18 protein-coding genes are annotated in these 26,099 nt (G+C 59.5%); 17 read left to right on the forward strand and 1 reads right to left on the reverse strand.

Features of this window, described 5'->3' with window-relative positions:
• Positions 1–49: 49 nt before the first annotated feature.
• Positions 50–1,414, reverse strand: a complete 1,365-nt coding sequence (gene pvdM / locus ACP7E3_RS15210; RefSeq protein ID WP_426123578.1) for a pyoverdine-tailoring dipeptidase-like protein PvdM — start codon at positions 1,412–1,414, stop codon at positions 50–52.
• Positions 1,415–1,556: 142 nt separating this feature from the next.
• Here pvdM and ACP7E3_RS15215 point away from each other — a divergent pair, with 142 nt between their 5' ends.
• The 17 genes from ACP7E3_RS15215 to ACP7E3_RS15295 all read left to right on the forward strand — a co-directional run bounded on the left by ACP7E3_RS15215 (position 1,557) and on the right by ACP7E3_RS15295 (position 26,050).
• On the forward strand, positions 1,557–3,185 hold the full coding sequence (locus ACP7E3_RS15215) for a twin-arginine translocation signal domain-containing protein (protein WP_426123580.1): 1,629 nt from the start codon (positions 1,557–1,559) through the stop codon (positions 3,183–3,185).
• Between the two features lie 474 nt (positions 3,186–3,659).
• Complete coding sequence (tssB, locus tag ACP7E3_RS15220) at positions 3,660–4,163, forward strand: type VI secretion system contractile sheath small subunit (RefSeq protein WP_046383738.1); 504 nt, start codon at positions 3,660–3,662, stop codon at positions 4,161–4,163.
• Positions 4,164–4,196: 33 nt separating this feature from the next.
• A complete protein-coding gene (gene tssC / locus ACP7E3_RS15225; protein WP_104903369.1) occupies positions 4,197–5,735 on the forward strand; it encodes a type VI secretion system contractile sheath large subunit in 1,539 nt (512 codons plus the stop codon).
• A 23-nt stretch (positions 5,736–5,758) separates the two neighbouring features.
• Complete coding sequence (tssK, locus tag ACP7E3_RS15230) at positions 5,759–7,114, forward strand: type VI secretion system baseplate subunit TssK (RefSeq protein WP_057004772.1); 1,356 nt, start codon at positions 5,759–5,761, stop codon at positions 7,112–7,114.
• A complete protein-coding gene (tssL, locus tag ACP7E3_RS15235; protein ID WP_426123584.1) occupies positions 7,111–7,794 on the forward strand; it encodes a type VI secretion system protein TssL, short form in 684 nt (227 codons plus the stop codon). The genes tssK and tssL overlap by 4 nt, the downstream gene beginning before the upstream one ends.
• A 6-nt stretch (positions 7,795–7,800) precedes the next feature.
• Positions 7,801–9,519 carry an OmpA family protein gene (locus tag ACP7E3_RS15240; RefSeq protein ID WP_426123586.1) on the forward strand — a complete coding sequence of 573 codons (1,719 nt, stop codon included), beginning with the start codon at positions 7,801–7,803 and terminating at the stop codon, positions 9,517–9,519.
• 24 nt (positions 9,520–9,543) lie between these two features.
• Positions 9,544–10,035 (forward strand): Hcp family type VI secretion system effector, encoded by a 492-nt coding sequence (locus tag ACP7E3_RS15245; RefSeq protein WP_046383733.1) that lies wholly within the window; start codon positions 9,544–9,546, stop codon positions 10,033–10,035.
• A 155-nt stretch (positions 10,036–10,190) separates the two neighbouring features.
• On the forward strand, positions 10,191–12,845 hold the full coding sequence (tssH, locus tag ACP7E3_RS15250; protein ID WP_426123589.1) for a type VI secretion system ATPase TssH: 2,655 nt from the start codon (positions 10,191–10,193) through the stop codon (positions 12,843–12,845).
• Positions 12,842–16,186 carry a type VI secretion system Vgr family protein gene (locus tag ACP7E3_RS15255; protein WP_426123591.1) on the forward strand — a complete coding sequence of 1,115 codons (3,345 nt, stop codon included), beginning with the start codon at positions 12,842–12,844 and terminating at the stop codon, positions 16,184–16,186. Before tssH ends, ACP7E3_RS15255 begins: the two co-directional genes overlap by 4 nt.
• 13 nt (positions 16,187–16,199) lie before the next feature.
• Positions 16,200–16,748: a hypothetical protein gene (locus ACP7E3_RS15260; RefSeq protein WP_126589741.1), complete on the forward strand. Its 549-nt coding sequence runs from the start codon at positions 16,200–16,202 to the stop codon at positions 16,746–16,748.
• On the forward strand, positions 16,745–18,838 hold the full coding sequence (locus ACP7E3_RS15265) for a lipase family protein (protein ID WP_126589742.1): 2,094 nt from the start codon (positions 16,745–16,747) through the stop codon (positions 18,836–18,838). Before ACP7E3_RS15260 ends, ACP7E3_RS15265 begins: the two co-directional genes overlap by 4 nt.
• A 227-nt stretch (positions 18,839–19,065) precedes the next feature.
• On the forward strand, positions 19,066–19,845 hold the full coding sequence (locus tag ACP7E3_RS15270; RefSeq protein WP_232566533.1) for a hypothetical protein: 780 nt from the start codon (positions 19,066–19,068) through the stop codon (positions 19,843–19,845).
• Between the two features lie 32 nt (positions 19,846–19,877).
• Entirely contained in the window at positions 19,878–20,660 is a 783-nt protein-coding gene (locus ACP7E3_RS15275) for a hypothetical protein (RefSeq protein WP_426123727.1), read from the forward strand.
• 116 nt (positions 20,661–20,776) lie between these two features.
• Positions 20,777–21,142 (forward strand): YceK/YidQ family lipoprotein, encoded by a 366-nt coding sequence (locus tag ACP7E3_RS15280; protein ID WP_158243629.1) that lies wholly within the window; start codon positions 20,777–20,779, stop codon positions 21,140–21,142.
• Positions 21,143–21,198: 56 nt separating this feature from the next.
• The gene (locus ACP7E3_RS15285; protein WP_232566534.1) at positions 21,199–21,552 is read left to right on the forward strand and encodes a PAAR domain-containing protein; all 354 of its coding nucleotides are present in this window, start codon (positions 21,199–21,201) and stop codon (positions 21,550–21,552) included.
• 2 nt (positions 21,553–21,554) lie between these two features.
• Positions 21,555–22,715, forward strand: a complete 1,161-nt coding sequence (locus tag ACP7E3_RS15290; protein ID WP_426123594.1) for a hypothetical protein — start codon at positions 21,555–21,557, stop codon at positions 22,713–22,715.
• A complete protein-coding gene (locus tag ACP7E3_RS15295) occupies positions 22,712–26,050 on the forward strand; it encodes an ImcF-related family protein (RefSeq protein ID WP_426123595.1) in 3,339 nt (1,112 codons plus the stop codon). The genes ACP7E3_RS15290 and ACP7E3_RS15295 overlap by 4 nt, the downstream gene beginning before the upstream one ends.
• Positions 26,051–26,099 lie beyond the last annotated feature (49 nt).

A 26,099-nucleotide genomic window follows, 5' to 3' on the forward strand; every position in this document is an offset into this window, starting at 1 on the left:
GCGTGCGTCGCCACCGCTGGCTCAGCACGGTCATGTTGTGCTCACGGGCTTACGTCGAGGGTGATGAGCGGTTGGCCAAGGGCTTGGCGGCTTTTTGTACCTGGTCCCACACCCGCAGAAAGTTGCCGCCCCACAGCTTGGCGATGTCGGCTTCGGAGTAGCCGCGCTGGATCAGCTCGGCGGTGACGTTGCGGATTTCGCCGACGTTGTTCCAGCCGTCGATACCGCCGCCGTCGTTGAAGTCCGACGCCAGGCCGACATGGTCGATGCCGATCTTGCGCACGGTGTAGTCGATGGCATCGCCCAGGTCCTTGAGGGTGGCCTTGGGTTCGTCATCGAGGATGGCGTACAGCGCGCTGGCGTACTCGCCGAACGTGTGCTCGGGCCAGGCGGCGATGATTGCGTCGCCCGGCATCAGGGCCACGGCCAGGTTGGGCAGGGGGGGCAGGTCGAAGCGGGCGCGCAGGCTGTTGAGCTTGTCCTGGGTCGGCTGGCTCAGCGGGCGAAGGTAGGCGGAGAAGGCCACGATCTGTACCACGCCGCCGCTGCGCTTGATCAGTTGCAGTTCCTTGTCGCTGAGGTTGCGCGGGATATCCACCGCCGCGCGTGGCGCCGAGTGGGAGGCCACCAGTGGCGTGCGGCTCAACTGCGCAACCTGTTCCAGGGCCTTGGTCGACATTTGCGACACATCGATGATCACCCCCAGGTCATTGAGGCGGTGTACCGCTTGCTGGCCGATGTCCGAGAGGCCGTCGAGAGCGTCGGTGGAGTCATTGAAAAATGGCAGTGGCCGCGACGAGTCGGACCAGGCGTTATTGCCGATATAGCTGAAGCCGAACATACGCATGCCGCGTGCTGTCCACAGGTCCAGTTGGTTCAGGTCGCTGCCCAGCGGGTAGGCGTTGAGCATGCTGATAAAGATTGCGAATTTGCCTTCGCCATGCAGGCGCCGGAAGTCATCCGGGGTGTAGGCGATGCCCACTTCGTTGGGGAAGTCGCGCACCACGCCGGAGATGATTTTGTAGCGCACTTCCTGCTCGTGGCGGGCTTCCTCGACAAAGCCGTCGCTGGGCCTGTGGGGAGCATTGGCGCCGTTCCAGATTTCCGGCCAGCCGAAAACCGTCAGCGCCGCCCCGGACAATCGCCCGCGACGCGCCTTGGCCAGGTCGAACTGGCCGCTGCCGTCGTGGTCGGCCTCATTGCCGGCGGTGCCGAAATCCAGCGGCACGGTGATATGGCTGTCGAACGACAACAGGCGCTCCTGCAGGTCATTGGCCTGCTTGATCACCGCCAGCGGGTAGCCGGCATTGCCTCGGAACCAGTGATCCCAGGCCAGGAAACCGGCCCCGGCGCCGATGACCAATGCCAGTGGCAGGCCGATAAACAGCGCCTTTTTCGAACGTGGTTTTGTCATTGCCGTCTCAGTCAGTTGAGGCCTTTGCTATCTGGGAAGAACGAGCGATGAGCGCGGAAATTTAGGCCTCGGCGACGGCGCGGTAAATTTCCCGCGCGAGTAAACGTTCTAGCTCTGATAACGCTGTTTCCTAAGGTAGACAATGACGATCTCTCGACGTGGGTTCATCGCAGGCCTGGCGCTGACTGGTGCCGCCTTGCCGGCGGCCTTATATGCCCATCGCGAGTGGACGCGTGAAGAATTCCCCATCACCCCCGGCGAAGCCACGGTGGATCTTGCCGATACCGCCGGCCAGCACCTGGCGAACACATTGCGCGGGGTGTGGAACCTGCGCCTTGAAGGCCGCGATGCCGGCCTCAAGGGTTTGCCCGCGCAGGGCCTGGCGTTGCTGCTCGATGTCGCGCCGCGTGGGCGTGGCCTGCGTGGTTATCTCGACACGGCCGAGCACCTGCGCGGCGATGGCGAACCCCGTTATCGCGTGTTGGGTGACTTGCTCACGGGCGAGGGCACCGAGCTCTATTGGCGGCTGATCGACCGTGATGCAGCCGACGGCGCGCCGGCCTATGAATTCAGCATGACCGTCGATGAAGTCTGGGGCGTCTTCGGCAACGCCGGCAGCGGCACCCTCAGCGGGCAGATCCTCGACCTCGACCGCCCCCTGGCGCTGACCGCGCCGGAGAATCGCTTTGTTGCCCACAAACAGCCGTTTCCCGAAGCCCGCCAACGCATCGGTCTCAACCCTTCGCTGCTGGCCTGGCTGATTTCCCCCGAGCACCGCCTGTTCCACCAACTGTGGCACGCCACGCGCGACCAATGGCACAAGCTCTCCGAGGAAAAACGCGACGCGTTGCGTGGCATCGGCTGGCAGCCCGGCCCACGGGGCAAGGAGCGCGACGCGCGGGGCAAGCTCAAGGATCGCAACGGCTCGGGCATCGACTTCTTCTTCATGCATCGGCATATGCTCGGCACCGCACGTGCGATGCAAGACTTGCCGTCGTGGTCCGCCTTCCCCGAACCGCAACCGGCCCTGGAACGTGATCGCCTGGGCTTCCTGCGCTACTTCGACAACCATGACGGCTTTGCCCTGCCACCCACTTGGCTGGCGCCGGACGACGGCGACTACACCCAATGGGTCAGCGATATCAAAGCCGCCGAGACCTACCACAGCAACTTCCAGGTCTGGGAATCCCAATACCGCGACCCGCGATACCTGGCCAAATTGACCCTGGGCCAGCTCGGCTCCGAAATGGAACTGGGCCTGCACGACTGGCTGCACATGCGCTGGGCCTCGGTGCCCCGCGACCCCTCCAACGGCGCCCCCGTGCCCTTCGCCCGCGACCCGGCAGACTTTGCCGCGCGTTGGTATGCACCCGAAAACGACTTTCTTGGCGATCCGTTTTCCTCCCACGTCAACCCGGTGTTCTGGCACTTCCATGGCTGGATCGACGACCGCATCGAAGACTGGTTCCGCGCCCATGAGCGCTTCCATCCCGGCCAGGTCAGCCGCCTGGAGGTCAATGGCGTGGCATGGTTCGCGCCGGGGCGGTGGGTTGAAGTCGGCGACCCGTGGCTGGGCCCGGATACCCATGGCTGCAGCACCACGCCAGGCTTGCAGAGGGGGCGTTCGATGGAGATGGACCCAGAGATCATGAAGCTCGCCCTGCGAATTACGTTTGCTGCGCAAGACGAAGCGCTGCAGGGTTTGTTCAAACGGGTGCAGAAGCGGCCATGGTATGCGCGGCATTTGAAGGTCAAGGCGCGCGAGGTGTAGGCGTTTTTTGCTGGAGTTCAATGTTTATGATGTAAAGCTGAGACGGAGATGGTTTATCTTCTGGTCGGCACGTGGGTGTTTTTTATAGGTTTTAGTACTATAAATAATGGAGGATATTGAAAGAAATTTATATGGGTTTGTATATTTCTACTGATCTTTTATTGGGCGCCGGCGCAGTTAAGAAATATCCGACAGCTGGATCCCTGTCTGTGGTTTAAATCTTCAATAATCTTTGCAAGAAAGATAATCTTTGTGCTTTGTGGGAAATATCCCTGATGCGCAATGGAAAGTTCCCGTCCGTGATCCGGGGGCTGGTAAGTTCCGGCAGTGATACTTCATTCTAGTGAGCAAGCGGACGCCATGTGCCATGTAGCGCTTTGGTTTCCGGAAAGGGAATTTAAGTTGATTGGATTCCGGTTTTAATTTCCATCTGACCGCAGATCAATGCTGTTGGATAACTCACGGAATGAAACGATGACGCTAAGCAGCTTTCAAAATGAAGTGCCCAAGGCCAGGGTTAATATCAAGCTCGACCTGCATACCGGTGGTGCGCAGAAAAAGGTTGAGTTACCTTTGAAACTGATGGTGCTGGGTGACTACAGTAACGGTAAAGAACAGCGTCCGCTCTCCGAGCGCGGCAAGGTTGATATCAATAAGAACAACTTTGACAGCGTCCTGGGCGAGTTCTCGCCGGGTCTGAAGCTGGCTGTCGACAACACCTTGGACGACGATGCGTCCGACACCGCTGTCGAACTGAGTTTCCGGTGCATGAAGGACTTCGAGCCTGAGCAGGTCGCACGGCAGATTCCACAACTGCGTGCGTTATTGGCGATGCGCAACCTGTTGCGTGATCTCAAATCGAATCTGCTGGACAACGTGACCTTCCGCCATGAGTTGGAGCGCATCCTCAAGGATGACGCGCTCAGTGACGAACTGCGCGCTGAGTTGGCTGCCTTGGCGCCTGAAGAAGAGCGTTAATTCATAGCGGTAATTTAAAAGGGAAGTTAAATCATGTCCTTAGAGCATTCCAACGTGCAAGCGCGCGGCGCCACAGTGTTGTCTGAAGAGTCTGCGGGTGTTTATGCTGCGCTGTTTAACAAGATTAATTTAAGTCCTGTTGCTGAATTGGTCGGTATTGATATCTTTCAGAACTCGGATGCGCTGTCCGAGGTGTCCGCCGATGAGCGGGTGACGGCAGCGGTCAGTGTGTTTTTAAAGTTGCTTAAGCAATCGCCGCAAAAAATCGAGCGTTTGGATAAAGTCCTGTTGGATGAGCATATTGCTTCGTTGGACCGGCAGATTGGCCGTCAACTCGATGCGGTCATGCACCATCCGGACTTCCAGCGCGTCGAGTCAACCTGGCGCGGTGTGAAATCGCTGATTGATCAGACGGATTTCCGTCAGAACGTTCGCATAGAACTATTGGATGTCAGCAAGGACCACCTGGTGCAAGACTTCGAGGACGCGCCTGAAATTGCCCAGAGCGGCTTGTACCTGCATACCTACACGCAGGAGTACGACACCCCGGGGGGCGAGCCGATTGCGGCGGCTATTTCAAACTACGAATTCGATCGCAGGCCTCAGGACATCGCGCTGCTGCGCAATATTTCCAAAGTCGCCGCCGCCGCCCACATGCCGTTTGTGGGGGCTGTAGGCCCAGCGTTCTTCGGCAAGGAAACCATGGAGGAGGTGGCCGCGATCAAGGACATCGGCAACTATTTTGATCGTGCCGAATACATCAAGTGGAAGTCATTCCGTGACAGTGACGACGCGCGTTACATCGGCCTGACCATGCCGCGCGTCCTGGGGCGCTTGCCCTACGGGCCCGACACCGTTCCTGTGCGCAGCTTCAATTACGTCGAGAATGTCAAAGGGCCGGATCACCACAAGTACCTGTGGACCAACGCATCGTTTGCCTTTGCCGCGAACATGGTCAAAAGCTTCATCAGCAACGGTTGGTGCGTGCAGATACGTGGGCCGCAGTCGGGTGGTGCGGTCACTGAACTGCCTATCCATTTGTATGACTTGGGCACCGGCAATCAGGTCAAGATTCCTTCCGAAGTGATGATTCCGGAAACCCGTGAGTTCGAGTTCGCCAACCTCGGTTTCATTCCGCTCTCGTACTACAAGAACCGCGACTATGCGTGTTTCTTCTCGGCCAACTCCGCGCAAAAGCCGGCGCTGTACGACACAGCCGACGCCACCGCGAACAGTCGAATCAACGCACGCCTGCCTTACATTTTTCTGCTGTCACGCATTGCTCACTATCTGAAGCTGATCCAGCGCGAAAACATTGGCACCACCAAGGACCGGCGTTTGCTGGAGCTGGAGTTGAACAAGTGGATCGGCGGGCTGGTCACCGAGATGACTGATCCGGGCGATGACTTGCAGGCCTCACACCCGCTGCGGGAGGCGAAGGTCACGGTGGAAGACATCGAGGACAACCCCGGTTTCTTCCGCGTCAAGTTGTATGCCGTGCCGCACTTCCAGGTCGAGGGTATGGACGTGAACTTGTCACTGGTTTCGCAGATGCCCAAGGCCAAAGCCTGATTCAGTCGTAGGGAAACGATGCCATGAATATCGATCGCCCTCTGTGGGCCGCCGGGGCGTTGCTGTCGCCGCAACAATTCCAGCAACAGGCGCGCTGGGAGGCTTGGACCAACGAACAACTCGCGCACCTGGCCCTGGCGCACCCCTGGGGTGTCCAGGCGGTAGGGTTCGACCTGGATGCATTACGGCTGGGTAAGCTCAAGGCGACTCAGTTGCGGGTCCGCATGCCCGATGGCACCTGGATCGACACCGAGCAGGTCGACCGCCTGCCTCCGGCCTTGGAGCTGGCGCAGTTGCTGGCCGACGAAGATCAGGACGCGTTATTGCACTTGGCCTTGCCCCTGGAACAGGCGAATGGCGACAACTGCCTGTTCGACGGTGGCAGGGCCGATCGGCCCACACGCTATCGCCAGTCTTGGCGCGACGTACAGGATATGTATGCCGATGAGGTGCAGTCGATAGGCGTGCTGGAGCATGCACTGAGCCTGCGCCTGCAGCGCGACGATAATGCGGACTACATGACGTGTCCGCTCGCGCGCCTGGTGCGCGACGGGCAGGGCGCCTGGAGCCTCGACCCGGGCTATGTGCCGCCGTTGCTGAGCTTCGCCGCGCACCCGGGGTTGCTGAACCAGCTGGACAACCTGTTGACGCAATTGTCCGCCAAGCGGCAACGGCTCATGGGCATGCGGCGGGAAAGCAATCAGCGCATGGCCGACTTTGCCGTCGCCGACGTGTCGCTGTTCTGGCTGCTCAATGCCTTGAATACCTACCAGCCGGTATTGGCCGATCTTCGGGAGTTTCCCGCGCGCCACCCCGAGCAGGTCTACCAGCAACTGATCAAGCTCGCCGGTGGCCTGCTCACGTTTTCGCTGGAACACGACGTAGACAAAATCCCCGCTTATCGGCACACCTCGTTGGAGGCGGTATTCCCGCCGCTGATGCACACCCTGTCGCTGTTGTTGGAGGCCAGTCTGCCGTCGCGGGTCATTGCTTTGAGCCTGGAGGTGCAGGGGGCCAATCGTTGGCAAGTCACGCTGAATGACCCGCGTTTGCGCGAGCGTGAGGGGGCCGATTTCTATCTGTCGGTGCGCAGTCGGCTACCGGCGGCGCAGGTGCAGGACCAGTTCCCGCGCCTGTGCAAGATCGGTACGCCGGATGAGGTCGATTATCTGATCAACGCGGCGCTCGACGGGGTGCCGTTGCAGTCCCTCAGCCATGTGCCGGCGGCGATTCCATTGCGCCTGGAAAATCAGTACTTCGCACTGGATCTCGGGCATTCCAAGGGGCAGGCGGTGCTGGACGAAGGGGTCTGTGCTTTCTACGTTCCCAGCAGCTTGGTCGACGTCAAGCTGGAACTGTTTGCGGTGCTGCGCTCATGAAACCGACGCCTTCCAACGAGCAAGCCGCAGCAGCGGTGGATATCGACGCGCTGTTACAGGACACCTACCTATTGGTGGTCGAGTTGCGCCAGGGCGCCTCGGTGCAACCTGGTCGGGAGTTGGGCCAGCTTTGTATCGAACAGGTTGAGCAAGCTCGGCAGCACCTTGAACGGGCGGGCCTGAGTCAGCGCAACATCGACCATATCAGTCATGCTCAATGCGCGCTACTCGACGAAACGGTGCTGACCTGCGCCGACGCAGATGCCCGCGCCGCCTGGGCCAGCGAACCGTTGCAGGCCAAGTTCTTCAATCGTCATCAGGCCGGTGAGTTTCTGTACGAGGCCATGCGTGACGTGTTGAGCGAACCCGCGCCGGACCGGCATGTGTTGACGGTATTTCAGCGCGTATTGATGTTGGGTTTTCGCGGGCGCTATCGTGATTTGAGCGACCCCGGACGCGAGCAACTATTGGTTGCTCTCAACGCACAGGTGGCGCCGTTCAAGGTCAGCCAACACATGCCGACGCAGGTGGTCGGTGGCGAACTCAGCGCGGGTTTTGGCTGGCTGCGCTCGCCCTTGATTCATCTGCTGACAGTGGCCCTGTTGCTGGTTGCGACGTGGTGGGGATTGGATCATCTGCTGAGCGATGCAATTGCCTCGCTCTTGCCTGATCAGGGGTAAGTGCGGATGACCTTCAATCTGCATCGCATCCTTTACCTGTGGGCCGGTGTCCTCGTCCTCGCGTTGCTGCTCATCATTCCGCTGGCGATGTGGGCGCGTGTGCTCGGCGTGCTGATCGCGGTGTGCTGTGTGACGTGGGCCTGGGTATCGCTGCGCCTGCGCGCCGAGCGGCAGCGTGGGTCGGTGAGGTTGGCCGAGGGCATGGTGCTGCCCGCTGCGGGGTTTCGTCAGCCGGTGGTGCTGGTCTGCGGTGATGGCCTGGATGGGCTGTTCGGCGGGGTTGCCGCCGGGCAGTTGGCCCTGCGGGTGACCGAGCAAGGGTGCTACGTGCGCGTACCGAGCCTTGAGCAACTGCCGGCTATCACCGATCACCTTCTGGCCTTGCGTCCTGGCTGGGCCGGGCAACTGGGCGTGATGTTCAGCGTCAGCCCCGGCGCGCACAGTGATGGGGCGGTACTCGCCGGTCAGATGCGCGCCTTCAGTCATCAACTGGCCTTGGCCCGCAAACGCGGGGTTGCGCTGCCGCTGTTGCTGGTGAGCTACCTGCAAACCCTGCAGGACGAGGCACCCTGGTTCTGTTGGGGCAGCGGGCAGGCCGAGGTCCGTGTGTGTGATGCGGGTGCTTGCGTCAGCCTGGATGACTGGCAACAGCAACCCGCTGACTCGCTCAGGCAGGCCGCTCGGATGCACGCCAGCATTCAACTGAACAGCGCTGTGGCCTGGCTTCACGAAGCGGTACTGCCGCACCTTGTCATGCGTAGCGCTTCTGGCCTGGTGGCGATCTGCGCAGTTACGTGGGGGCCGGCATTGGCGCATGCCGTGAAGGGGAACCTGTGGCAGCAATGGTTACGCAGCAAAGTGGCGCTGGCGGATCACAGGGCGGTTGTGGCCGATGCTGTGTTGCCGTTCCCGGACCCTTTGCTCAACCTGCTGCCGCTCGGCCCGCTGCGTTCCCCGGTGCAACGCGCGAGCGTTGTTGCGCTGTGGTTGTTCGCTGTCGCCGGTGTTGTCGCACTTGCCAGTTCGGCGTGGCAGAACGCCCTGTTGCTGCGCCAAGTCAGTGATGACCTGCGACGTTATTCGGCGATCCCGCAACCGACCCAGCGTAATCAGCGCGAGTTTCTTTGGCGTGAAAGTGCCGTGGGCGTGCTGCGCCAGGACGCCCAGCGTCTGGACGCGTACTACCGGCACGGTGCGCCCCCGGCATTCGGCCTGGGCCTGTATCGCGGCGAACGCCTGCGCGCTGCGCTGCTGGCGGTACTGGCTGCTCACGTTGAGCCGCCACCGGCCGCATCGCCTGCGCGGGCTGCCAGCCCGGTGCGGTTGGACAGCCTGTCGCTGTTCGCCAGCGGCAGTGCCCAGCTTAAGGCGGATTCAGCCAAGATCCTGATCAATGCGCTGGTCGATATCAAGGCCCAGCCCGGCTGGCTGATCGTGATCTCGGGGCATACCGATGCCACTGGCGACCCCGAGAACAACCTTCGACTGTCCCGCGCCCGCGCCGCTGCCGTGCATGACTGGATGCAACGCATGGGCGGCATTCCCGACAGCTGCTTTGCCGTGCAGGGTTTCGGCGCCAGCCAGCCGATTGCCGGTAACGACACCGAGGCGGGGCGTGCAGCCAACCGCCGCGTTGATATCCGTCTGGTACCTGAGGCGGGGGCCTGCGCGCTTCCCGTTGCAAGCCCGGACAGGCAACCCCCGGTCGCATTCCGCGACATTTAAATCTACGAGAAAAAGGAGCTTCACATGGCAATTCCCGTTTACCTCTGGCTGCAAGACGACGGCGGCGCAACTATCAAGGGTTCGGTGAACGTGCAACAACGCGAGGGCAGCATCGAGGTGGTTGCCCAGGATCACAGTCTGTACATCCCCACCGACAACAACACCGGGAAATTGACCGGTACGCGGGTTCATACCCCGTTTCTGTTTTCCAAGGAAATCGATGCCTCCAGCCCCTATCTCTACAAGGCGGTCACCACCGGGCAAACCCTCAAGAGTGCCGAGTTCAAGTGGTACCGCATCGATGATGCGGGGCAGGAGGTCGAGTACTTCATCACCAAACTCGAAGAGGTCAAGGTCGTGAAAGTCGCGCCGAAAATGCACGACGTCAAAGACCCCAGCAAAGAGAAGCACAACCACCTCGAGCAGGTGGAGTTGCGTTACGAGAAGGTCACCTGGACCTACAAGGACGGCAACATCATCCACTCCGATTCGTGGAATGAACGCCAAAGCGCTTGATACGCCCGGAGCAGCAGGTGGGTCTTTGCCTGCTGGCTCCCGGTGTGCTGGGTTGAGCGTCCGTTCGCGGGCGTTCAGCCAAACACATCGAGTTTCCAACCCGTGGCTGGTGTTAACGATCACGTACCACCATCACCGAACAAGGATGTAGCCGTATGGCCCAGAATTCCACGCGCTTGCTTCGTCGTCTCAACCCTTACTGCGCCCAGGCGTTGAGTGCAGCGGCCACGCTGTGCCAAAGCCGTGCCCACGCGCAGATCACCGTCGAACACTGGCTACTCAAGTTGCTGGGGCAAGGTGAAGGCGACCTGACCGTGATCGCACGTCGCTATGAGTGGAATATGGAGACGTTGTGGTATGGCTTGCTGGAGCACATCGATCGTCTGCCGCGTAGCGTGCAGAGCAAGCCGCAGCTGTCGGCGCCATTGCAGCAACTGATCAAAAATGCCTGGTTGCGTGCCTCATTGGACGAGCACAACGACAGCCTGCGTTCCGTACATCTGCTGAGCGCGTTGATGGAGACGCCCAACCTGCTGGCGTGCGAAGCCGTATGGCCTTTGCTCAGTCTCAGTGAGGCGCAGTTGCAGCGGCTGCAGGTGCTGCTGGACCAAACCTCCGAAGAGCGCCCCGCGGTGCAGACGTCAGTGACCGTGGGGCCTTCAAGTGAACTCGCCATACTCCCGGCTAGCGTGTCGAAAGACGATGCGTTAGCGGCGCTGCTGGACAGGTTCACCCAGGACCTGACCGCCAAGGCCGCGCAAGGGAAGATCGACCCGGTGTTCGGCCGCGATGATGAAATCCGTCAGGTCATTGACATCCTCAGCCGTCGGCGCAAAAACAATCCGATCCTGGTGGGCGAGCCTGGTGTCGGCAAAACGGCGCTGGTCGAAGGCCTGGCGTTGAGCATTGCCCAAGGCAAGGTGCCGGACAGTCTCAAAACAGTCAGTGTGCGTACCCTTGACCTGGGATTGTTGCAAGCCGGCGCTGGCGTCAAGGGCGAGTTCGAACAACGCCTGAAAAACGTGATCGACGCCGTACAGCAGTGCGAACAACCGGTGCTGTTGTTTATCGATGAGGCCCATACCCTGGTCGGGGCCGGCAACCAGGCCGGCGGCGCCGATGCGGCCAACCTGCTCAAGCCCGCTCTGGCCCGTGGCGAGTTGCGCACCATCGCCGCGACCACCTGGAGTGAATACAAGCAGTATTTCGAGCGTGATGCCGCTTTGGAAAGACGCTTTCAAATGGTCAAGGTCGAGGAACCGGACGACGCGAACGCTTGCCTGATGTTACGCGGACTCAAGGCGCGCTACGCCAGCCATCACGGTGTGCACATCCAGGATGCGGCAGTGCAGGCGGCGGTCAGCCTGTCGAGGCGCTACCTGACGGGGCGCCAGTTGCCGGACAAAGCCGTCGACCTGCTGGACACCGCCAGCGCCCGGGTGTGCATGAGCCTGGACTGCGAACCGCAGGCGTTGCGCCGTCTGAGTGCCCTGCAAGTGGCCCTGGAACTGGAGGGCCGAGCGCTGGAGCAGGATCAGCGGCTTGGCGGCCACAGCGTGGATGAGCGTCTGGCGACGATTGCCGCGCAACACGCCGATCTGCAACGTCAACACGCCGATCTGGAACAGCAATACCGCCAAGAACTCGATCTGGCCCAACAACTGATTGCTGCGCGCCAGGCGCAGCCACCGCAGCGGGATACCTGTGCACAGTTGCAACGGCAGTTGAGTGACATTCAAGGCAGCCAGCCACTGCTGTCTTTGGATGTCGACGCACGTAGCGTGGCGCAAGTCATCGCCGACTGGACCGGCGTGCCGCTGGGCAGCTTACTCAAGGACGAGCAGGCCAATCTGCTGCTGCTCGAACAGCAATTGCAAGCGCGCGTGATCGGCCAGGCTCCGGCCTTGAGTGCCTTGGCTCAGCGCCTGCGTGCGGCCAAAACCGGGCTCACCGATGAGAAGGCGCCGTTGGGCGTGTTCCTGCTGGTCGGCACCAGCGGCGTAGGCAAGACCGAAACGGCGCTGGCCTTGGCCGACAGCCTGTTCGGCGGCGAAAAATCACTGATCACCCTCAACTTTTCCGAGTACCAGGAAGCCCACACAGTCAGTCAACTCAAAGGCTCGCCACCCGGCTACGTCGGCTACGGCCGGGGCGGTGTATTGACCGAAGCCGTGCGCCAGCGGCCCTACAGCGTTGTGTTGCTCGACGAGGTGGAAAAGGCGCATCGCGATGTGCTTAACCTGTTCTACCAAGTCTTCGATCGTGGGTTTATGCGCGATGGCGAAGGGCGCGAGATCGACTTCCGTAACACGGTCATTCTGATGACCTCCAACCTCGGCAGCGATCTACTGCACACCAGCGTGCAGGAACACCCGGAGATACCGGACAGCGTGCTGCATGAACGACTGCGTCCGATCCTGCGCGAACACTTTCAGCCAGCGTTGCTGGCGCGCTTTCAAACCCTGATCTATCGCCCGCTGCGAGCCGACGCACTCAAATGCATTGTTGCGATCAAGCTGGCCCAGGTCGCCAAGCGCCTGCAGCGTCATTACGGCCTGGATTGCCGGATTGACGACACCCTGAACGACGCCTTGGTTGCTGCCTGCCTGCTACCGGATTCGGGCGCACGCAACATCGACAGCTTGCTTAACGAGCAGATCCTGCCGGTCCTCAGTCAACAACTGTTGGCGCGTCGAGCGGCGCAACTGCGCACCCACGGCGTGAGCTTGGGCTATAGCGAGGATGAAGGGATCAGTCTGCATTTCAGCGATGTTCAAGACACGGCGCAGGCCGTCGCCCTGGAGGTGTGAACGTGCAGGCTTTCTTCGACCACAGCCGGCACACCTTGAGTGTGCGCAACATCGAAGCCCGTCTCGACGTGTTGGCCTTTGAAGGCCACGAACACCTGAGTCAACCCTTCACCTATCGTGTGGAATTCACCAGCACCGAACGTGACCTCGCCGCCGAAACCCTGCTTGGCCAGGACGCCCGTTTCAGCCTGCACGCCGCCCCGCAAAAACCACCGGCCTCAGGCTTCAGCGCGCCCGCGGTCAAACCGCTGCGCAGCCTGCACGGCGTGGTCACCGGCTTCAAGCGCCAATCCGGCTCGAACGACCAGGCCCGTTATGAAATCACTCTGCAGCCGCGCCTGGCCCTGCTCGGCCAAGGCAGACAATTTCGCATCTACCTGCATCAATCCGTGCCGCAGATCGTCGAAAGCATCCTGCGCAGCCGCCACGACTTTGAAGGCCAGGACTTTCTGTTCAGCCTGAAACGCGACTACCCCAGGCGCGAGCAGGTCATGCAATACGGCGAGAGCGACCTGGCCTTCATCGACCGCCTGCTCGCCGACGTCGGCATCTGGTACCGCTTCACCAGCGACGAACGCCTGGGTATCGATGTGGTCGAGTTCTGCGACGATCAGCGCCTCTACCAGTTCGACATCGCGCTGCCGTATCGCCCGCAATCCGGGCTGGGCAGCAGCGGGCAGGACGCGGTGTGGCACCTGCAATCGAACCACCGGGTGGTCGAACAACAGGTGCATATCCGCGCCTACCACCCCCGCGACGCCGGCGCCCACCTGAGTGGCGAGATCGACCAGAGCCGCGGCGCCAGTGGCACCTACGGCGAGGCCTACCACTACGCCGAGCCCTACACGACCCTCGGCGACCGGCTGGATCAGGACGAAGACCTGCTCAGTGAAAGCGGCTACTTCTACGCACGCCTGCGCCACGAGCGTTACCTCAACGCCCAGACCCAACTCAGCGGCATCACCAGCAGCGCCACGTTGGCGCCGGGGCAGGTGCTGCACATCTCCGGCGGCGCGCCCGAAGCCTTCACACCGGGCGCGGTGATCACCGGCCTGACCACCACCGCCGCCCGCGATAGCAGCTTGGTCGCGACCTTCCAGGCCATACCCTATTCAGACACCGTGTGCTTTCGCCCCGCACTGCAGCCCAAACCCCAAATCGCCGGCACCGTCCCGGCCCGCGTCACCAGCCCACAGGCCAACGACCCCTACGGCCACATCGACCTCGAAGGGCGCTACAAGGTCAACTTCCTGTTCGACCGCGACACCTGGAAACCCGGCGAAGAAAGCCTATGGCTACGCCTGGCCCGCCCCTACGCCGGAGATACCCACGGCCTGCACCTGCCGTTGATTCCCGGCACCGAAGTGGCCATCGCCTTTGAACAAGGCGACCCAGACCGGCCCTACATCGCGCACGCGTTGCACGATAGCCAGCATGTCGATCATGTGACCTTGCGTAACTACAAACGCAACGTGCTGCGTACCCCGGCGAACAACAAGCTGCGGATGGATGACACGCGGGGGCGGGAGCATATCAAGGTCAGTACTGAGTATGGAGGTAAGAGCCAGCTGAACCTGGGGCATTTGGTGGATGCCGCGAAACAAAAGCGTGGGGAAGGGTTTGAGTTGCGCACGGATAGTTGGGGCGCGATTCGTGGGGGGAAAGGTTTGTTTATCAGTGCGGATGACCAAGGCCAGGCTCGGGGTGAACAACTCGACATGGTGGCTGCCATTGAGCAACTGAAAAGCGCGCTATCGCTGGCGCGCTCTCTGGCGCAGGCAGCTCGTAGTGTTGGAGTGCAGCCTAGCGATATTGAGAGCCAACTGGATTTGGTTCAGTCACTCATAGGGTTGGCGCAATCGGGATTACTGCTGCATGCCCCGGCGGGTATCGGCGTAATGAGTCCTAAAGCCGTGTGTCTGTCTTCCGGAGGAGAGAGCGTGGGTATCATCGCCGCGCACAACGCCGACATCAGCGCCGGACACGATATCACCGCAGCCGCCGAGGGTGGCGTCAGCGTGCTTGCGCAAAGTGCTGACCTGCAATTCAAGGCGGCCCAAGGCAAAGTTGAACTGCACGCTCAAGGCAGTTACCTCCATGCTTTGGCAAAGACCGACGTTAAGATCGAAAGCCTGGAAGGTCGTATAGAAATCAACGCCCCGCAAGAACTGGTGCTCAACTGTGGCGGTGCCTATATCCGTTTAAAGGGCGGTGATATAGAGCTAGGGGCGCCAGGCAATATTTATCTAAAAGCTAACCATGTGCAAAAGTTTGGCAGCGCCAGCCTCAATACACCGGCGTCACTGTTGCCAGCGGGTTACTCCGGCGGCTATACCTTGAAAGACGACACGGAGACACCACTGCCATTTAGTCGCTACCGGATAACCACCCAACAAGGTGAGGTATTCAATGGAGTGACCGATAAGCATGGGCAGACGATGAGCGTTCATACCTTATTGCCCGGAGACCTGAAAATTGAATTACCAGAATCAGTAACACGCTATGACGAACAGCTTCGCTTGATCGGGCCTGATGGCGAGCTTGTAAGTAACTTTAAATATTCGGTCACTCTGGCAGATGGACATGTATTTGAGGGGGTGACAGGTGCGCAGGGTTTTACCCAGCGCTTCGAAACTCAGGAGCCGACACGGATCACGCAAATAGAACTTTTTCTTACGGAGGATTTCGGGGCTTTCTGCTGCGCTGCGGAAAGCATTAAAACCCCAATGGTCATTGATCTTACGTCAAGTGATGTATCAACTAACGAGGTAGCAATAGGTAGCTCGATAAAGGAGGTTTCTCTACCTAGAGGCAAGAAGCGCTCTTTGACGCTTGGGGAAATTGCCATGGCAGGAACAATCTTTAAGGATGCTATTGATTACACAAAAGTTGAGGTGCATCACGCTGGGTGGTGGGGGTTCGTGGGGCGGCAGAATACGGCTGCAACTCCTAACGGTAATATGTATTACCCTTCAAGTACTGGGTACTATAGGAATGATTTTTCCGCTACTGATGATGATCGAGATAAAGCGCTATTTATACATGAGATGACCCATGTATGGCAGTACCAGTTGGGTTATCCGGTAAAGCGAATGGGGTTGGTGGTTACAAGTCGTGGCGCACCTGCTTATCGCTATGCTCTGACAGAACAGAGCGTCTTGTCGGACTACAACATGGAGCAGCAAGGTGAAATCATCTCGGATTACTATTTGATTTGTGTGGTGGGTAATCCGCACGGTGTGTGGAATGAGCGCAACTTCACCAAAAGTCCAGCGCTTCTTGCGTCGACACTCGAGTCGTTTCTTAAAAAACCAGCCGACAAAAAACATCTTCCAAGTTGAAAAGGAGGGTCGTATGAAATTTGCACTGTTTTTAACGCTCAGCTTGCCATGGTTAGTAGTCGAAAGTGTTTACGCTGCATCATATGGCCGCAGAGAGGCTGGGGATGTGGTTTCGGTTAATGGTAAACCGGCTATTTGCGTGCCTAGCAATGCTAAGGGCGTCTTTGCAGTGAGCCGCGTATCATTAACAGAAAGCTATACACGAAACCCTCCTACTTGGGGGGCGTCCCTTTTGCCGGGATTTAAACCATTGGAGCTGAGTCCAGGTGCCTGTATCGTTTTAGGCACCGTGCCTGAGGGGTACGAGTACGACAACTACAAAATCAAAGCCCGCCCTCTGCTGCTTGAAGTTAATCAAACTTATATATTCAGTCTGCGTAATGCATATCGCTCTACTGATAGTTACGACGCCGTCTTCTGTGTCAATAAAACCGCGACCGGAGTCATGGAATATCTTCAGTACATCCGGCTGGCCGATGGAAGCCAGATCATTCCTTCGTGCGGTGGCAACCGTAACACTGATCCATCGAGTCAGGATGGCACAGGAGATGTTGATAAATGAATGATTCCTTGCACCGCACGGATACGCTCAATTCGCGCAAGGAGTTTACTGGCGGTAAACAGAAACAGCATTGGATTGAATTCCAGTTGGTGGACGAGCAGGGGGCCCCCCTGGCGAATATGCCTTATCAGGCGATCAACGACGCCATCCGACAGAGGTGCTTCCCCGAATGCTCCGGGCTCAGCGATGCTCAGGGCGTGATTCGTATCGAGGGGCTGCACCCCATCCCCATCACCCTGAAGGTGCAGGCCGATCCTTTTGCCGAGTTGCTGCTAACCCGTCGCTTGCGTGCCCTGCGTGCCGAACCGCATCGGCCTGTAATCGGCAACTGCACCCCATTGTATGGCCCGCAGCGTTCGGGTTTCTCGCCCGTCGAGAAGCAGGCACTCGCGGCAGGTCACCGCTACCACTACCTGCGTATCGGTCAGTTATGCGACCGATTACCGACCCTTGATCCGCCTTTGGAGGACCCGAAGCGGCCTCCGGCCTTTCACTTCCCGGACACAGCATTCAGCGGTTTCACCGTTGAGTACGAAGCGCTGAATCACCGCCACGTGTTGGAAGTTTGCCCCTTCCGCGCCTGGTCGTTGGTGCTGCATCACCAACCCGAATACAGCATGGCCAATGCCTATAACCTTGGGCTGATGGCTAACCTGTCCTACAGCATTGTCGCCCAGAACATCTTGAAGCAACGACCGGGCACCGATCCCAGTACCGTCTCAGGCTCGGTGGAGGAGTTCTTTTTACGTCAGTGCCTGGACCTGTCGCGCACGCCGGTGATGATTGACTCTGGAGGGACGCGTCTGCCAGCACTGGTGGTAGACGTCCCCTTCAACCAACGCTACACCACGGCGGTTATGCTGGATTCGCTGGAGGCCAAGCGACCGTCGGGTGCCTCCGAGATTCCGCGGCTCATCATCGAAAACACCCAGTTGTTCTATTGCATCAACCAGACACAAGTGGTTGTGGCCTGGCGCGGGACACAGGAACCCAAGGACTGGCTGACGGATGTGCTGTACCGCCCGATGCCGGCCGATGGCAGCGGCTGTGACTTGAAGTCTGCGTGTACGCCTTTGACTGATGTCGGCAGTGTGCATTATGGGTTTTTGAACGCATTTGAGGTGGCTAAGAAGTTATTTCCAAAAGATTTCAATGACATGAAGGATGCGTTGGAGGAGAGGGCGTTATTTATTTGCGGCCATAGCTTGGGTGGCGCATTGGCACTGATCCACTCCGCAGAGCTGAAAGATCGCAATCCTCTGCTCTACACCTACGGCATGCCCCGTACCTTCACAGCCAAGGCGTTGGTGCGCCTTGACACGGTGACCCACTTTCGCCATGTCAACGACGCCGACACCATCACCAGCGTGCCACCCGAGGCGGAACTGGATAACTGGCTTTACGATGCCCTGGGGCCGCTGGGCCACGACCTGGGCTATATATGGTCCGTGGGTGAACTGGTGGCCGGCAAACTGGTGCGCTTTGGCGACCCCTACTGGCATCACGGCCAAATCGCCATGTTCTACCGTGCCGACCAGCATGTGGAGTCACGGGCCTCAAATAACCCCGCCGAGCGGAGTAGAGAAGGCCTGGGCGCGCCTTACCACACCACCATTCTTAAGCGTTTGCCACACCGAACCCGCCTCTATCTGGTGCCCAGTCTGAACGATGAGTTCAGCCGCTTCGCCCGTGAAGAGCAGAAGACCCTCATTCGCTCGATGAGCCGGGAAAGTCTGACTCGGTTCTTTCCGTCACACACCAATCCTGAACGCAGCACTCTCCGCAGTAACCCGATGGATCACTCGATGGTCGCTGCCTACTTACCCTTCTTGCACAACCAGTTGCTGGAGTTGAGCGATCCCGACCGGCCACTGGAGCGCAAGGCGCAACGGGCGAAGTTCGAGACGCAGATGCATGGGGTGGGCGTCCCCGAAGCGGAAAAACACCGCAACGAGCAGTTCCTTGCCTTGCAGAAGTTGTTACCCATGGCCTTGCGCATGACTCAAGACCTGGAAGGCGGTCCTGAAGCCCTGCAGCGCTTCTGCCGCGAGCGCGAATTTGGCGTGATGATCGAGATCACCCAGGCCTGAATCTACGCATCCGGGGCGCAACAGCCCACCCAACACACTAGCCATAAGGGAAGACATAAAACCATGAACATTCTGATCCACCCTGCGCAGGGGCCAGTGCAACACGTGAACTATCACGTAGTCGAGGAAATTGGGGGGGACAGCCAACCCATTCCCTCCCGTTACCCAGATGCGATAACCGTCGAGTTTCCCGACGCACTGCCAGCGATCACGGAGGAACACAGCCTATGAATGCTCGCCTAAGCCCCATGAGCGGCGCTTTGTTGCTGTTGCTCAGCCTAAACGGTTGCGCCCAGAACCAGACCTTGGCACCGCCACCGGGTGGAGAGCAGGTCAGCATCGTGGTGAAGGTCCCGCAGAGCCTCGCGGCGGAACCCATGCAGGTGATGTACCGCTCGGAAAAATGCTCGATCAAACGCTCCGGGCCAGACTGGACCACTTATGAAGAGGATGGTTACTTATCCACTATGGTTCAACCGCAACAGCAGGGGCAGAGCGACCTGTATGAGGCCAAGTTGCCCATCAATGGTGGTAGCCGATGCCAGTGGCAACTGAGCAATGTGACTTTTGGCGTTACCTACGCCAATACAACGCACTTTGGCGAGAATGTTAAAGCGGGCCCAGGGGGCGGGGTGATCGTGATGTTCGATCAGCATCTGCCACAACAACGTTCTGCTTTTGGGCCGACGATAGAAGTCAGTGGCGACTTGCTGATCCGTAAGGATTACTACCCTTGGGTAAACGAACAGTTTCTGGGCCGACATGAAAAGCTCGCTTGGATAGTCGGACAGGGTGAAATGTATTCGTATTATCGAGCTCCAACAACGCGAAAGGTGGTTTTCGAGCCTCTGCTACATGCTGACTACGTCGTTTATTCGGTAGGGCCGAAGGTGAAAAAAGAGGGTAATCGCAACATCTTCACCTATTCTGACGGCAGTGTTGTGGTTGGTGGCAGTGACCCAAACTTCAAGAAGCTGCAATCCATTCGTCTGGGGCAATCACAATGACAGCGCTATGGATGGGACATGCCTCCGTGCATATGCAGCGCGTCACCCAAACAAGCGCTGCTTTGTTGTTGCCGCTCAACCTCAGCGGTTGCGCCCAGAACCAGACCTTGGCACCGCCACCGGGTGGAGAGCAGGTCAGCATCGTGGTGAAGGTCCCGCAGAACCTCGCGGCGGAACCCATGCAGGTGATGTACCGCTCGGAGAAATGCCCGATCAAACGCTCCGGGCCAGACTGGACCACTTATGAAGAGGATGGTTACTTGTCCACTATGGTTCAACCGCAACAGCAGGGGCAGAGCGACCTGTATGAGGCCAAGTTGCCCATCAATGGTGGTAGCCGATGCCAGTGGCAACTGAGCAATGTGACTTTTGGCGTTACCTACGCCAATACAACGCACTTTGGCGAGAATGTTAAAGCGGGCCCTGGGGGCGGGGTGATCGTGATGTTCGATCAGCATCTGCCACAACGACGTTCTGCTTTTCAGCCGACGATAGAAGTCAGCGGCGATCTGCTGATCAGGAAGGACTACTACCCCAGGGTTAGCGAACACTTCCTTGGCGGACACGAAAAACTCGCTAGGTTATTCGGCGAGGGTGAGATTTATTTGTATTACCGCGCCAAAAATGCCCGGCAGGTGGTGTTCGAGCCCGTGCTGCATGCCGACTACGTGCTTTATTCAGTGGGGCCGAAGGTGAAAAAGGAGGGTAACTATACCCGCTACACCTACCCCGATGGCAGCGTGGTGGCTGATGGTCGTGACCCAAGCTTCAAGAAGCTGCAATCCATTCGCCTGACTGCGGAGAAGGTTCGATGAATCGCATGTTTCCTTCTGTTCAGGCCTTACCGTTAACTCTTAATGTTTTATTCCGGATGTCGGATGACGTGAGTCTTAGATAAAACCTAGTCATGTATTTGTATTGGGTGGTTGCGATGATTTATTTGAATTTAATTGCGGGTGCTGGCCAGTCTCGCTTTAAAAATATTGCCGAGGTTAGTCTGGGCTGTGGTTGTGTGAAGCGCTTAAAGTTCGGGGTTTTAGGACTTTTTGCCGGACTGCATTCGGGCTGTGCGGCGATAGGGGCGGCAGTTATGAATGGCCCGGCTTGCCCTTATCAAGGCGTTCAGCTGGATTTTCATGCGGCGACTGATTGGACACTGATCAAGGGGAGTAATGGACTGATTATTCCGTTAGCTATTATCGACTTACCTTTTTCTTTTGTTCTCGACACGTTGACTCTTGGGAATGCATTAGATGCTGACAGCGGTGAGCTGAATTGTCCGCGAAAGTTTACGTAGCGCTTGGGCGCTGGCCAGCTAAAAGGTCGTGCGTTTTTGGGGGGGAGTAGTTTTTATTGGTCGAGATCATTTCTCTAACGAATGTTCTGATCGTTTTTATGGAAGCCTGTTTTTCAATGGGCGAGTTTTGGATTGTTTTATTTATGTCCCAGGGATTTGTTTTATTGGGTGATAAAACCACCCACGGTGGAGAAGTGATATCAGCCTCATCCACGATGATCGTAAATGGCAAGCGAGTAGCACTGGTCGGAGACGAGGTTCGTTGCCCGCTGCTGGGGCATGGCGTCAACCGGATTGTCGATGGCTGCCCGGACTGGTCTGAGGGGGATCGGGCGATGGTGATCAACGGCTGCCGCTGCGAGTGCGATTGCCAGGTGATTTCCAGCGCTCTCGATTGCGGGGTGGGTTAGTCATGGGCTGGGATCGTCAGGCACCTCATGTAGTGGAAGCTCCAAAACCGCCTGTGCCGGGTCGTTGGCTATTGGCTGCACTCATAGCGGTACTGGTCTGCGTGCTGCTGTTTTTGCTGCATACCTCCGAACGGATGCCGTTACTGAGTACGCTCAACATTTGGGCATTGTCCGCTTCGCCATTGGTGGTCTGGATCCTGGCGTTCGCTGCGCGTGCCTATGCCTATGGGACTGCGTTGAGCCATTGCCAGTTTCTGGAGGAGGAGGCGCAAAGTGTGCAGCGTTCCTGGCAGGCTTGGGCGCAGCGCTACTTGGCAGTGTCTGCCAGTTGTGTGCTGCTGCCTGATCAGGTGTCTGCGAGTGTATTAACTCAGGGTTCCTTTGATTTGCTTCCCCGCACAGGGCAAGCGCGGCGTATTGCGGCTTTGCCTGTAGGGCCGGAACGTACTCAAGCCGGACTGCAGATGTTGATTCAGGCATTGGTGCCGGCACTGCATGCGTTGCCGACGGGGCGGGAACTACGGGTCACCCTGCTGAGCGATGCCGATCCCCGCGAATACGAAGCCTTGCGCGATGCCTGGCAGCAGAGCTTGGTCATCACGATGAGGCTGCCGCTACCCGTAACGGTCACATTGATTAGTGAATTGTCGTACCGGTGGATCAATGAAACATTGAAGGCCGCCACCGCAGTCATCGACTTGATCCTGGTGCTTCAGGTTCACGGTGAAGACTCTTACTCCGACGGGCTTGCCGCCTTGCTGCTATGCCCGGACAGCCTGGCAATCGCCTTGGAGCTACCGATCACCGCTGGTTTGTTGCGGCCAATGCCATTGGATATCGATGTACTGGACAGCGAATTACCGTTGTTTCTGCAAACCCAAGTGAGCGCTTGCCGGGCAACCGGCATGTTGGCCGACGCCGCCGACTGGCAGCCACTGACCGGAAAAATGCTTGCTGTAGCAGGCGCCCATGGTGCTTCGCTCAACGTGGAGCAGCGGTGGATTCAGGAAAGTCTGTGCGGGCTATCTGGCCCGTTCGGTCACTGGCTAGTAGCTGCGCTGTGTGTAGAAATTGTCCGGCATCAGCGCGAGCCTTTGTTGGTATTGGCACGAGAAGAATCGCAGCACTGGATGAGCACTGTTGTCACGGGAGAGTTGGCATGAAAGTTTGGAGTAATTCATGGCGCCGTGCGGGGGCAGCAGTTTGGGTCATTATGCTGGTAGCCGCTCTGGGCTGGGTGATCTGGCGTTTTGGCGATCAGATCGGGCTAGCTGAGAATCACCACAAACTGTTGGTTTTTCTACTGATCATCGCCATCGCAATGGGCGGTGTTCTGGCACCACGGTGGTTAGCGCATCTCAAACGTCAAAACCACCGCGAGCAGGGACGTGTGGGTAAGGTCTATCCCCCGGCGGACTCACAGATAGTTTTGCCTCACTCACCGACTACTCACCTCTTAGAAGTGCGCGAGCACCTACGCGAGCACTACGGCCTCTTCTGGCGCCACAAAACCCGCCTGCTGCTCATCATCGGCGAACCCACCGAAATCGAAGCCATCGCCCCCACCCTGGCCGCTCACCAATGGCTCGAAGGCCAAGGCACCGTCCTGCTGTGGGGCGGTAGTGCGCAGGCCGCGCTGGATCAATCATTCCCTGAGCGCTGGCGTGGGCTGAGCCGCTGGCGTGCGTTGGACGGAGTCGTCTGGGCGCTGAACGAAACCCAGGCCGCCGACGATGTCGCGATGGGCAAAGGTGTACGCCAGGTGCAGCGCCTTGCCCGTGACTTGCGCTGGCAGTTGCCGTTATCCCTCTGGCAGGTCTGCGGCAGTGCATGGGCGCAGGACACGCGCAAAGCGCAGCCGGTGGGCTGTCAGTTGCCCGAGCGCTTCTCGGCGGCGGCATTGGACGCCGCGCTGAATCGTTTGCTGGAGCCTTTGCGTCGCGCAGGTTTGGCGCAGATGAACGCGGTGATGAAGGATGATTTTCTGCTGCGTCTGTCGCGAGATTTAAAGGGCGAGGGCATTGATCGTTGGCGTCACACCTTGGCGCATCTGGCCGGCGAATTTGCCCGTGGCGTGCCGTTGCGGGGGGTGTGGTTCAGCCTGCCGGTACAGCGCTCGCCGCATGATCAACAACAGGCGTGGTCGGTGGCCCCGGTGTGGCACGGCGTACTCGGCGATAACGCCCGTGGCCGCCGACTGGGTTGGAGCGTGCCGCGAGTTGGCTACGCGCTGGTGCTGGGTTTGGCGACGTTATGGGGAGCAGGACTGCTGCTGTCATTCATCAGCAACCGCACGCAGATCGCCCAGGTACACAGCTCGTTGTCGACCTTGCAACGCGCATCACAAGGCGACGAACAGCTCCTGGCCCTCCATGAACTGGTCCGCGAATTGGCGCGCCTGGATGATCGCGTTCAAGGCGGCGCTCCGTGGTATCAGCGCTTCGGCCTGAATCAAAACCCAGCGCTGCTTGAAACTGTTTGGCCGCGCTACGTCGAAGCCAACAACCGCCTGATCCGCGACCCGGCCGTCGCCGCTTTACGCCAGCAGCTCACGGCCCTGGTCAAGCTGGCCCCGGACAATCCCGAGCGCGCCGAACGCGCCCGTGCTGCCTACGACCAGCTCAAGGCCTACCTGATGATGGCGCGTCCGGCAAAAGCCGACGCCAGTCTGCTGGTGAAAACCCTCGGCGAAGTCGAGCCTTCCCGCGCGGGCCTCTGGCAAGCCCTGGGCCCCACTTTGTGGCAGTTTTACGCTGAACACCTGGCCGCCAATCCCACTTGGCGCATCGACACCGACGCGCGGCTGGTCGCGCAAGTCCGGCAGGTCCTGCTCGGCCAATTGGGTCAACGCAATGCCGAAGCCAATCTGTACCAACAACTGCTCGATGACGCCGCCCATCACTACCCGGCCCTGGGCCTGCCGCAACTGGTCGGCGACACCGACGCCCAGGCCCTGTTCACCACCGAGGCCAGCGTGCCCGGCGTGTTCACCCGCCGGGCCTGGGAAGGCTCGGTGCGCCAAGCCATCGATGCGATCGCCGAGGCGCGCCGCGAGGAAATCGATTGGGTGCTCAGCGACCAACCCGCCGATGTCGACACCCGCCTGAGTCCTGAGCAACTGCGCGCCCGCCTCACCGAACGCTACTTCCAGGACTACGCCAGCGCCTGGCAGGATCTGCTCAACAGCCTGCGCTGGCAGCAGGCCGCGAGTCTCGATGAGTCAATCGACCAATTGACGCTGATGAGCGACGTGCGCCAATCGCCCTTGATCGCGCTGCTGAACAGCGTGGCCTACCAGACGCAGGCGGGCAGCCGCCCCCAGGCCCTGGCCGACTCGCTGGTGCAGTCTGCGCAAAAGTTGATCGGGCCGGACAAGGCTCCAGCGATCGAGCCGTTGGCCCAGGCCGCCACGGGGCCGCTGGCGGCGACCTTCGGCCCGTTATTGGCGCTGCTGGACAAGTCCAACACAGACGGCCTCAGTCTCCCGGCCTTCCTCACCCGCGTGACACGGGTGCGTTTGAAACTGCAGCAGATCAGCACCGCGCCCGACCCGCTGGAAATGACCCAGGCCCTGGCACAAAGCGTGTTTCAAGGCCGCAGCATCGACCTCACCGACACCCAATCCTACGGTGCCCTGCTGGCCGCCAGCCTGGGCGCGGAGTGGGGCGGGGCGGCGCAGACGCTGTTCGTGCAGCCGCTGGAACAGGCCTGGCAACGCGTGTTGCAACCGTCCGCCGCGGGCCTCAACAGCCACTGGCAGCGCTCGATCGTCAGCCATTGGAACGCCGCCTTCGCCAGCCGTTACCCGTTTGCCGCCACCACCAGCGATGCGTCGTTGCCGATGTTGGGGCAGATGATCCGCGCGGACTCCGGGCGCATCGCACAGTTTTTACAGCAGCAATTGAGCGGTGTGCTGCGCAAGGAAGGTAGCCGTTGGGTAGCCGATCCGCGCCACAGCCAGGGCCTGCGTTTCAACCCGCAGTTTCTGGGCGCGATCAATCAACTGAGCGAACTGGCCGATGTGCTCTACACCGACGGCGGCATGGGGCTGAGCTTTGAACTGCAAGGCAAACCCGTGCGCGACGTGGTGCAAACCACCTTCATCCTCAACGGCGACCGGCACCAGTACTTCAACCAGAAAGAAAACTGGCAGCGTTTCAACTGGCCGGGACGCAGCGACTATCCCGGCGTGAGCCTCAGCTGGACCAGCATACATGCCGGCGAGCGGTTATTTGGCGACTACCCCGGCACCTGGGGCCTGATCCGCCTGCTGGAAAACGCCCAAGTCACGCCATTGGACGACGGCAACAGCCGCTACCGCCTGGCCCTCAAGGCGCCCGACGGCCTGAACCTGACGTGGCACCTGCGCACCGAACTGGATGCGGGGCCGCTGGCGTTGCTCAAACTGCGTGATTTCAGGTTGCCGCAACAGATATTTCTCAATGAGGGCGCCGCAGAAGAACCCTATGCGCAGAACGGGAGTTTCGAACTCCGGTGAATCACTGCCGCCATCGGCGCGCTGACGTAACCAAGGAACACCCTTAACA

It is taken from the genome of Pseudomonas sp. PSPC2-3, assembly GCF_049898265.1.
In the GTDB taxonomy this organism is placed as follows: Bacteria; Pseudomonadota; Gammaproteobacteria; order Pseudomonadales; family Pseudomonadaceae; genus Aquipseudomonas; species Aquipseudomonas veronii.

Coding starts and splice junctions, on each gene's coding strand:
- ACP7E3_RS15260 (WP_126589741.1), top strand. CDS start 16,200: ATGAAATTTGCACTGTTTTTAACGCTCAGCTTGCCATGGTTAGTAGTC.
- ACP7E3_RS15215 (WP_426123580.1), top strand. CDS start 1,557: ATGACGATCTCTCGACGTGGGTTCATCGCAGGCCTGGCGCTGACTGGT.
- pvdM (WP_426123578.1), bottom strand. CDS start 1,414: ATGACAAAACCACGTTCGAAAAAGGCGCTGTTTATCGGCCTGCCACTG.
- ACP7E3_RS15265 (WP_126589742.1), top strand. CDS start 16,745: ATGAATGATTCCTTGCACCGCACGGATACGCTCAATTCGCGCAAGGAG.
- ACP7E3_RS15280 (WP_158243629.1), top strand. CDS start 20,777: ATGATTTATTTGAATTTAATTGCGGGTGCTGGCCAGTCTCGCTTTAAA.
- ACP7E3_RS15245 (WP_046383733.1), top strand. CDS start 9,544: ATGGCAATTCCCGTTTACCTCTGGCTGCAAGACGACGGCGGCGCAACT.
- ACP7E3_RS15290 (WP_426123594.1), top strand. CDS start 21,555: ATGGGCTGGGATCGTCAGGCACCTCATGTAGTGGAAGCTCCAAAACCG.
- tssC (WP_104903369.1), top strand. CDS start 4,197: ATGTCCTTAGAGCATTCCAACGTGCAAGCGCGCGGCGCCACAGTGTTG.
- ACP7E3_RS15275 (WP_426123727.1), top strand. CDS start 19,878: ATGCAGCGCGTCACCCAAACAAGCGCTGCTTTGTTGTTGCCGCTCAAC.
- ACP7E3_RS15270 (WP_232566533.1), top strand. CDS start 19,066: ATGAATGCTCGCCTAAGCCCCATGAGCGGCGCTTTGTTGCTGTTGCTC.
- tssL (WP_426123584.1), top strand. CDS start 7,111: ATGAAACCGACGCCTTCCAACGAGCAAGCCGCAGCAGCGGTGGATATC.
- tssB (WP_046383738.1), top strand. CDS start 3,660: ATGACGCTAAGCAGCTTTCAAAATGAAGTGCCCAAGGCCAGGGTTAAT.
- ACP7E3_RS15295 (WP_426123595.1), top strand. CDS start 22,712: ATGAAAGTTTGGAGTAATTCATGGCGCCGTGCGGGGGCAGCAGTTTGG.
- tssH (WP_426123589.1), top strand. CDS start 10,191: ATGGCCCAGAATTCCACGCGCTTGCTTCGTCGTCTCAACCCTTACTGC.
- tssK (WP_057004772.1), top strand. CDS start 5,759: ATGAATATCGATCGCCCTCTGTGGGCCGCCGGGGCGTTGCTGTCGCCG.
- ACP7E3_RS15240 (WP_426123586.1), top strand. CDS start 7,801: ATGACCTTCAATCTGCATCGCATCCTTTACCTGTGGGCCGGTGTCCTC.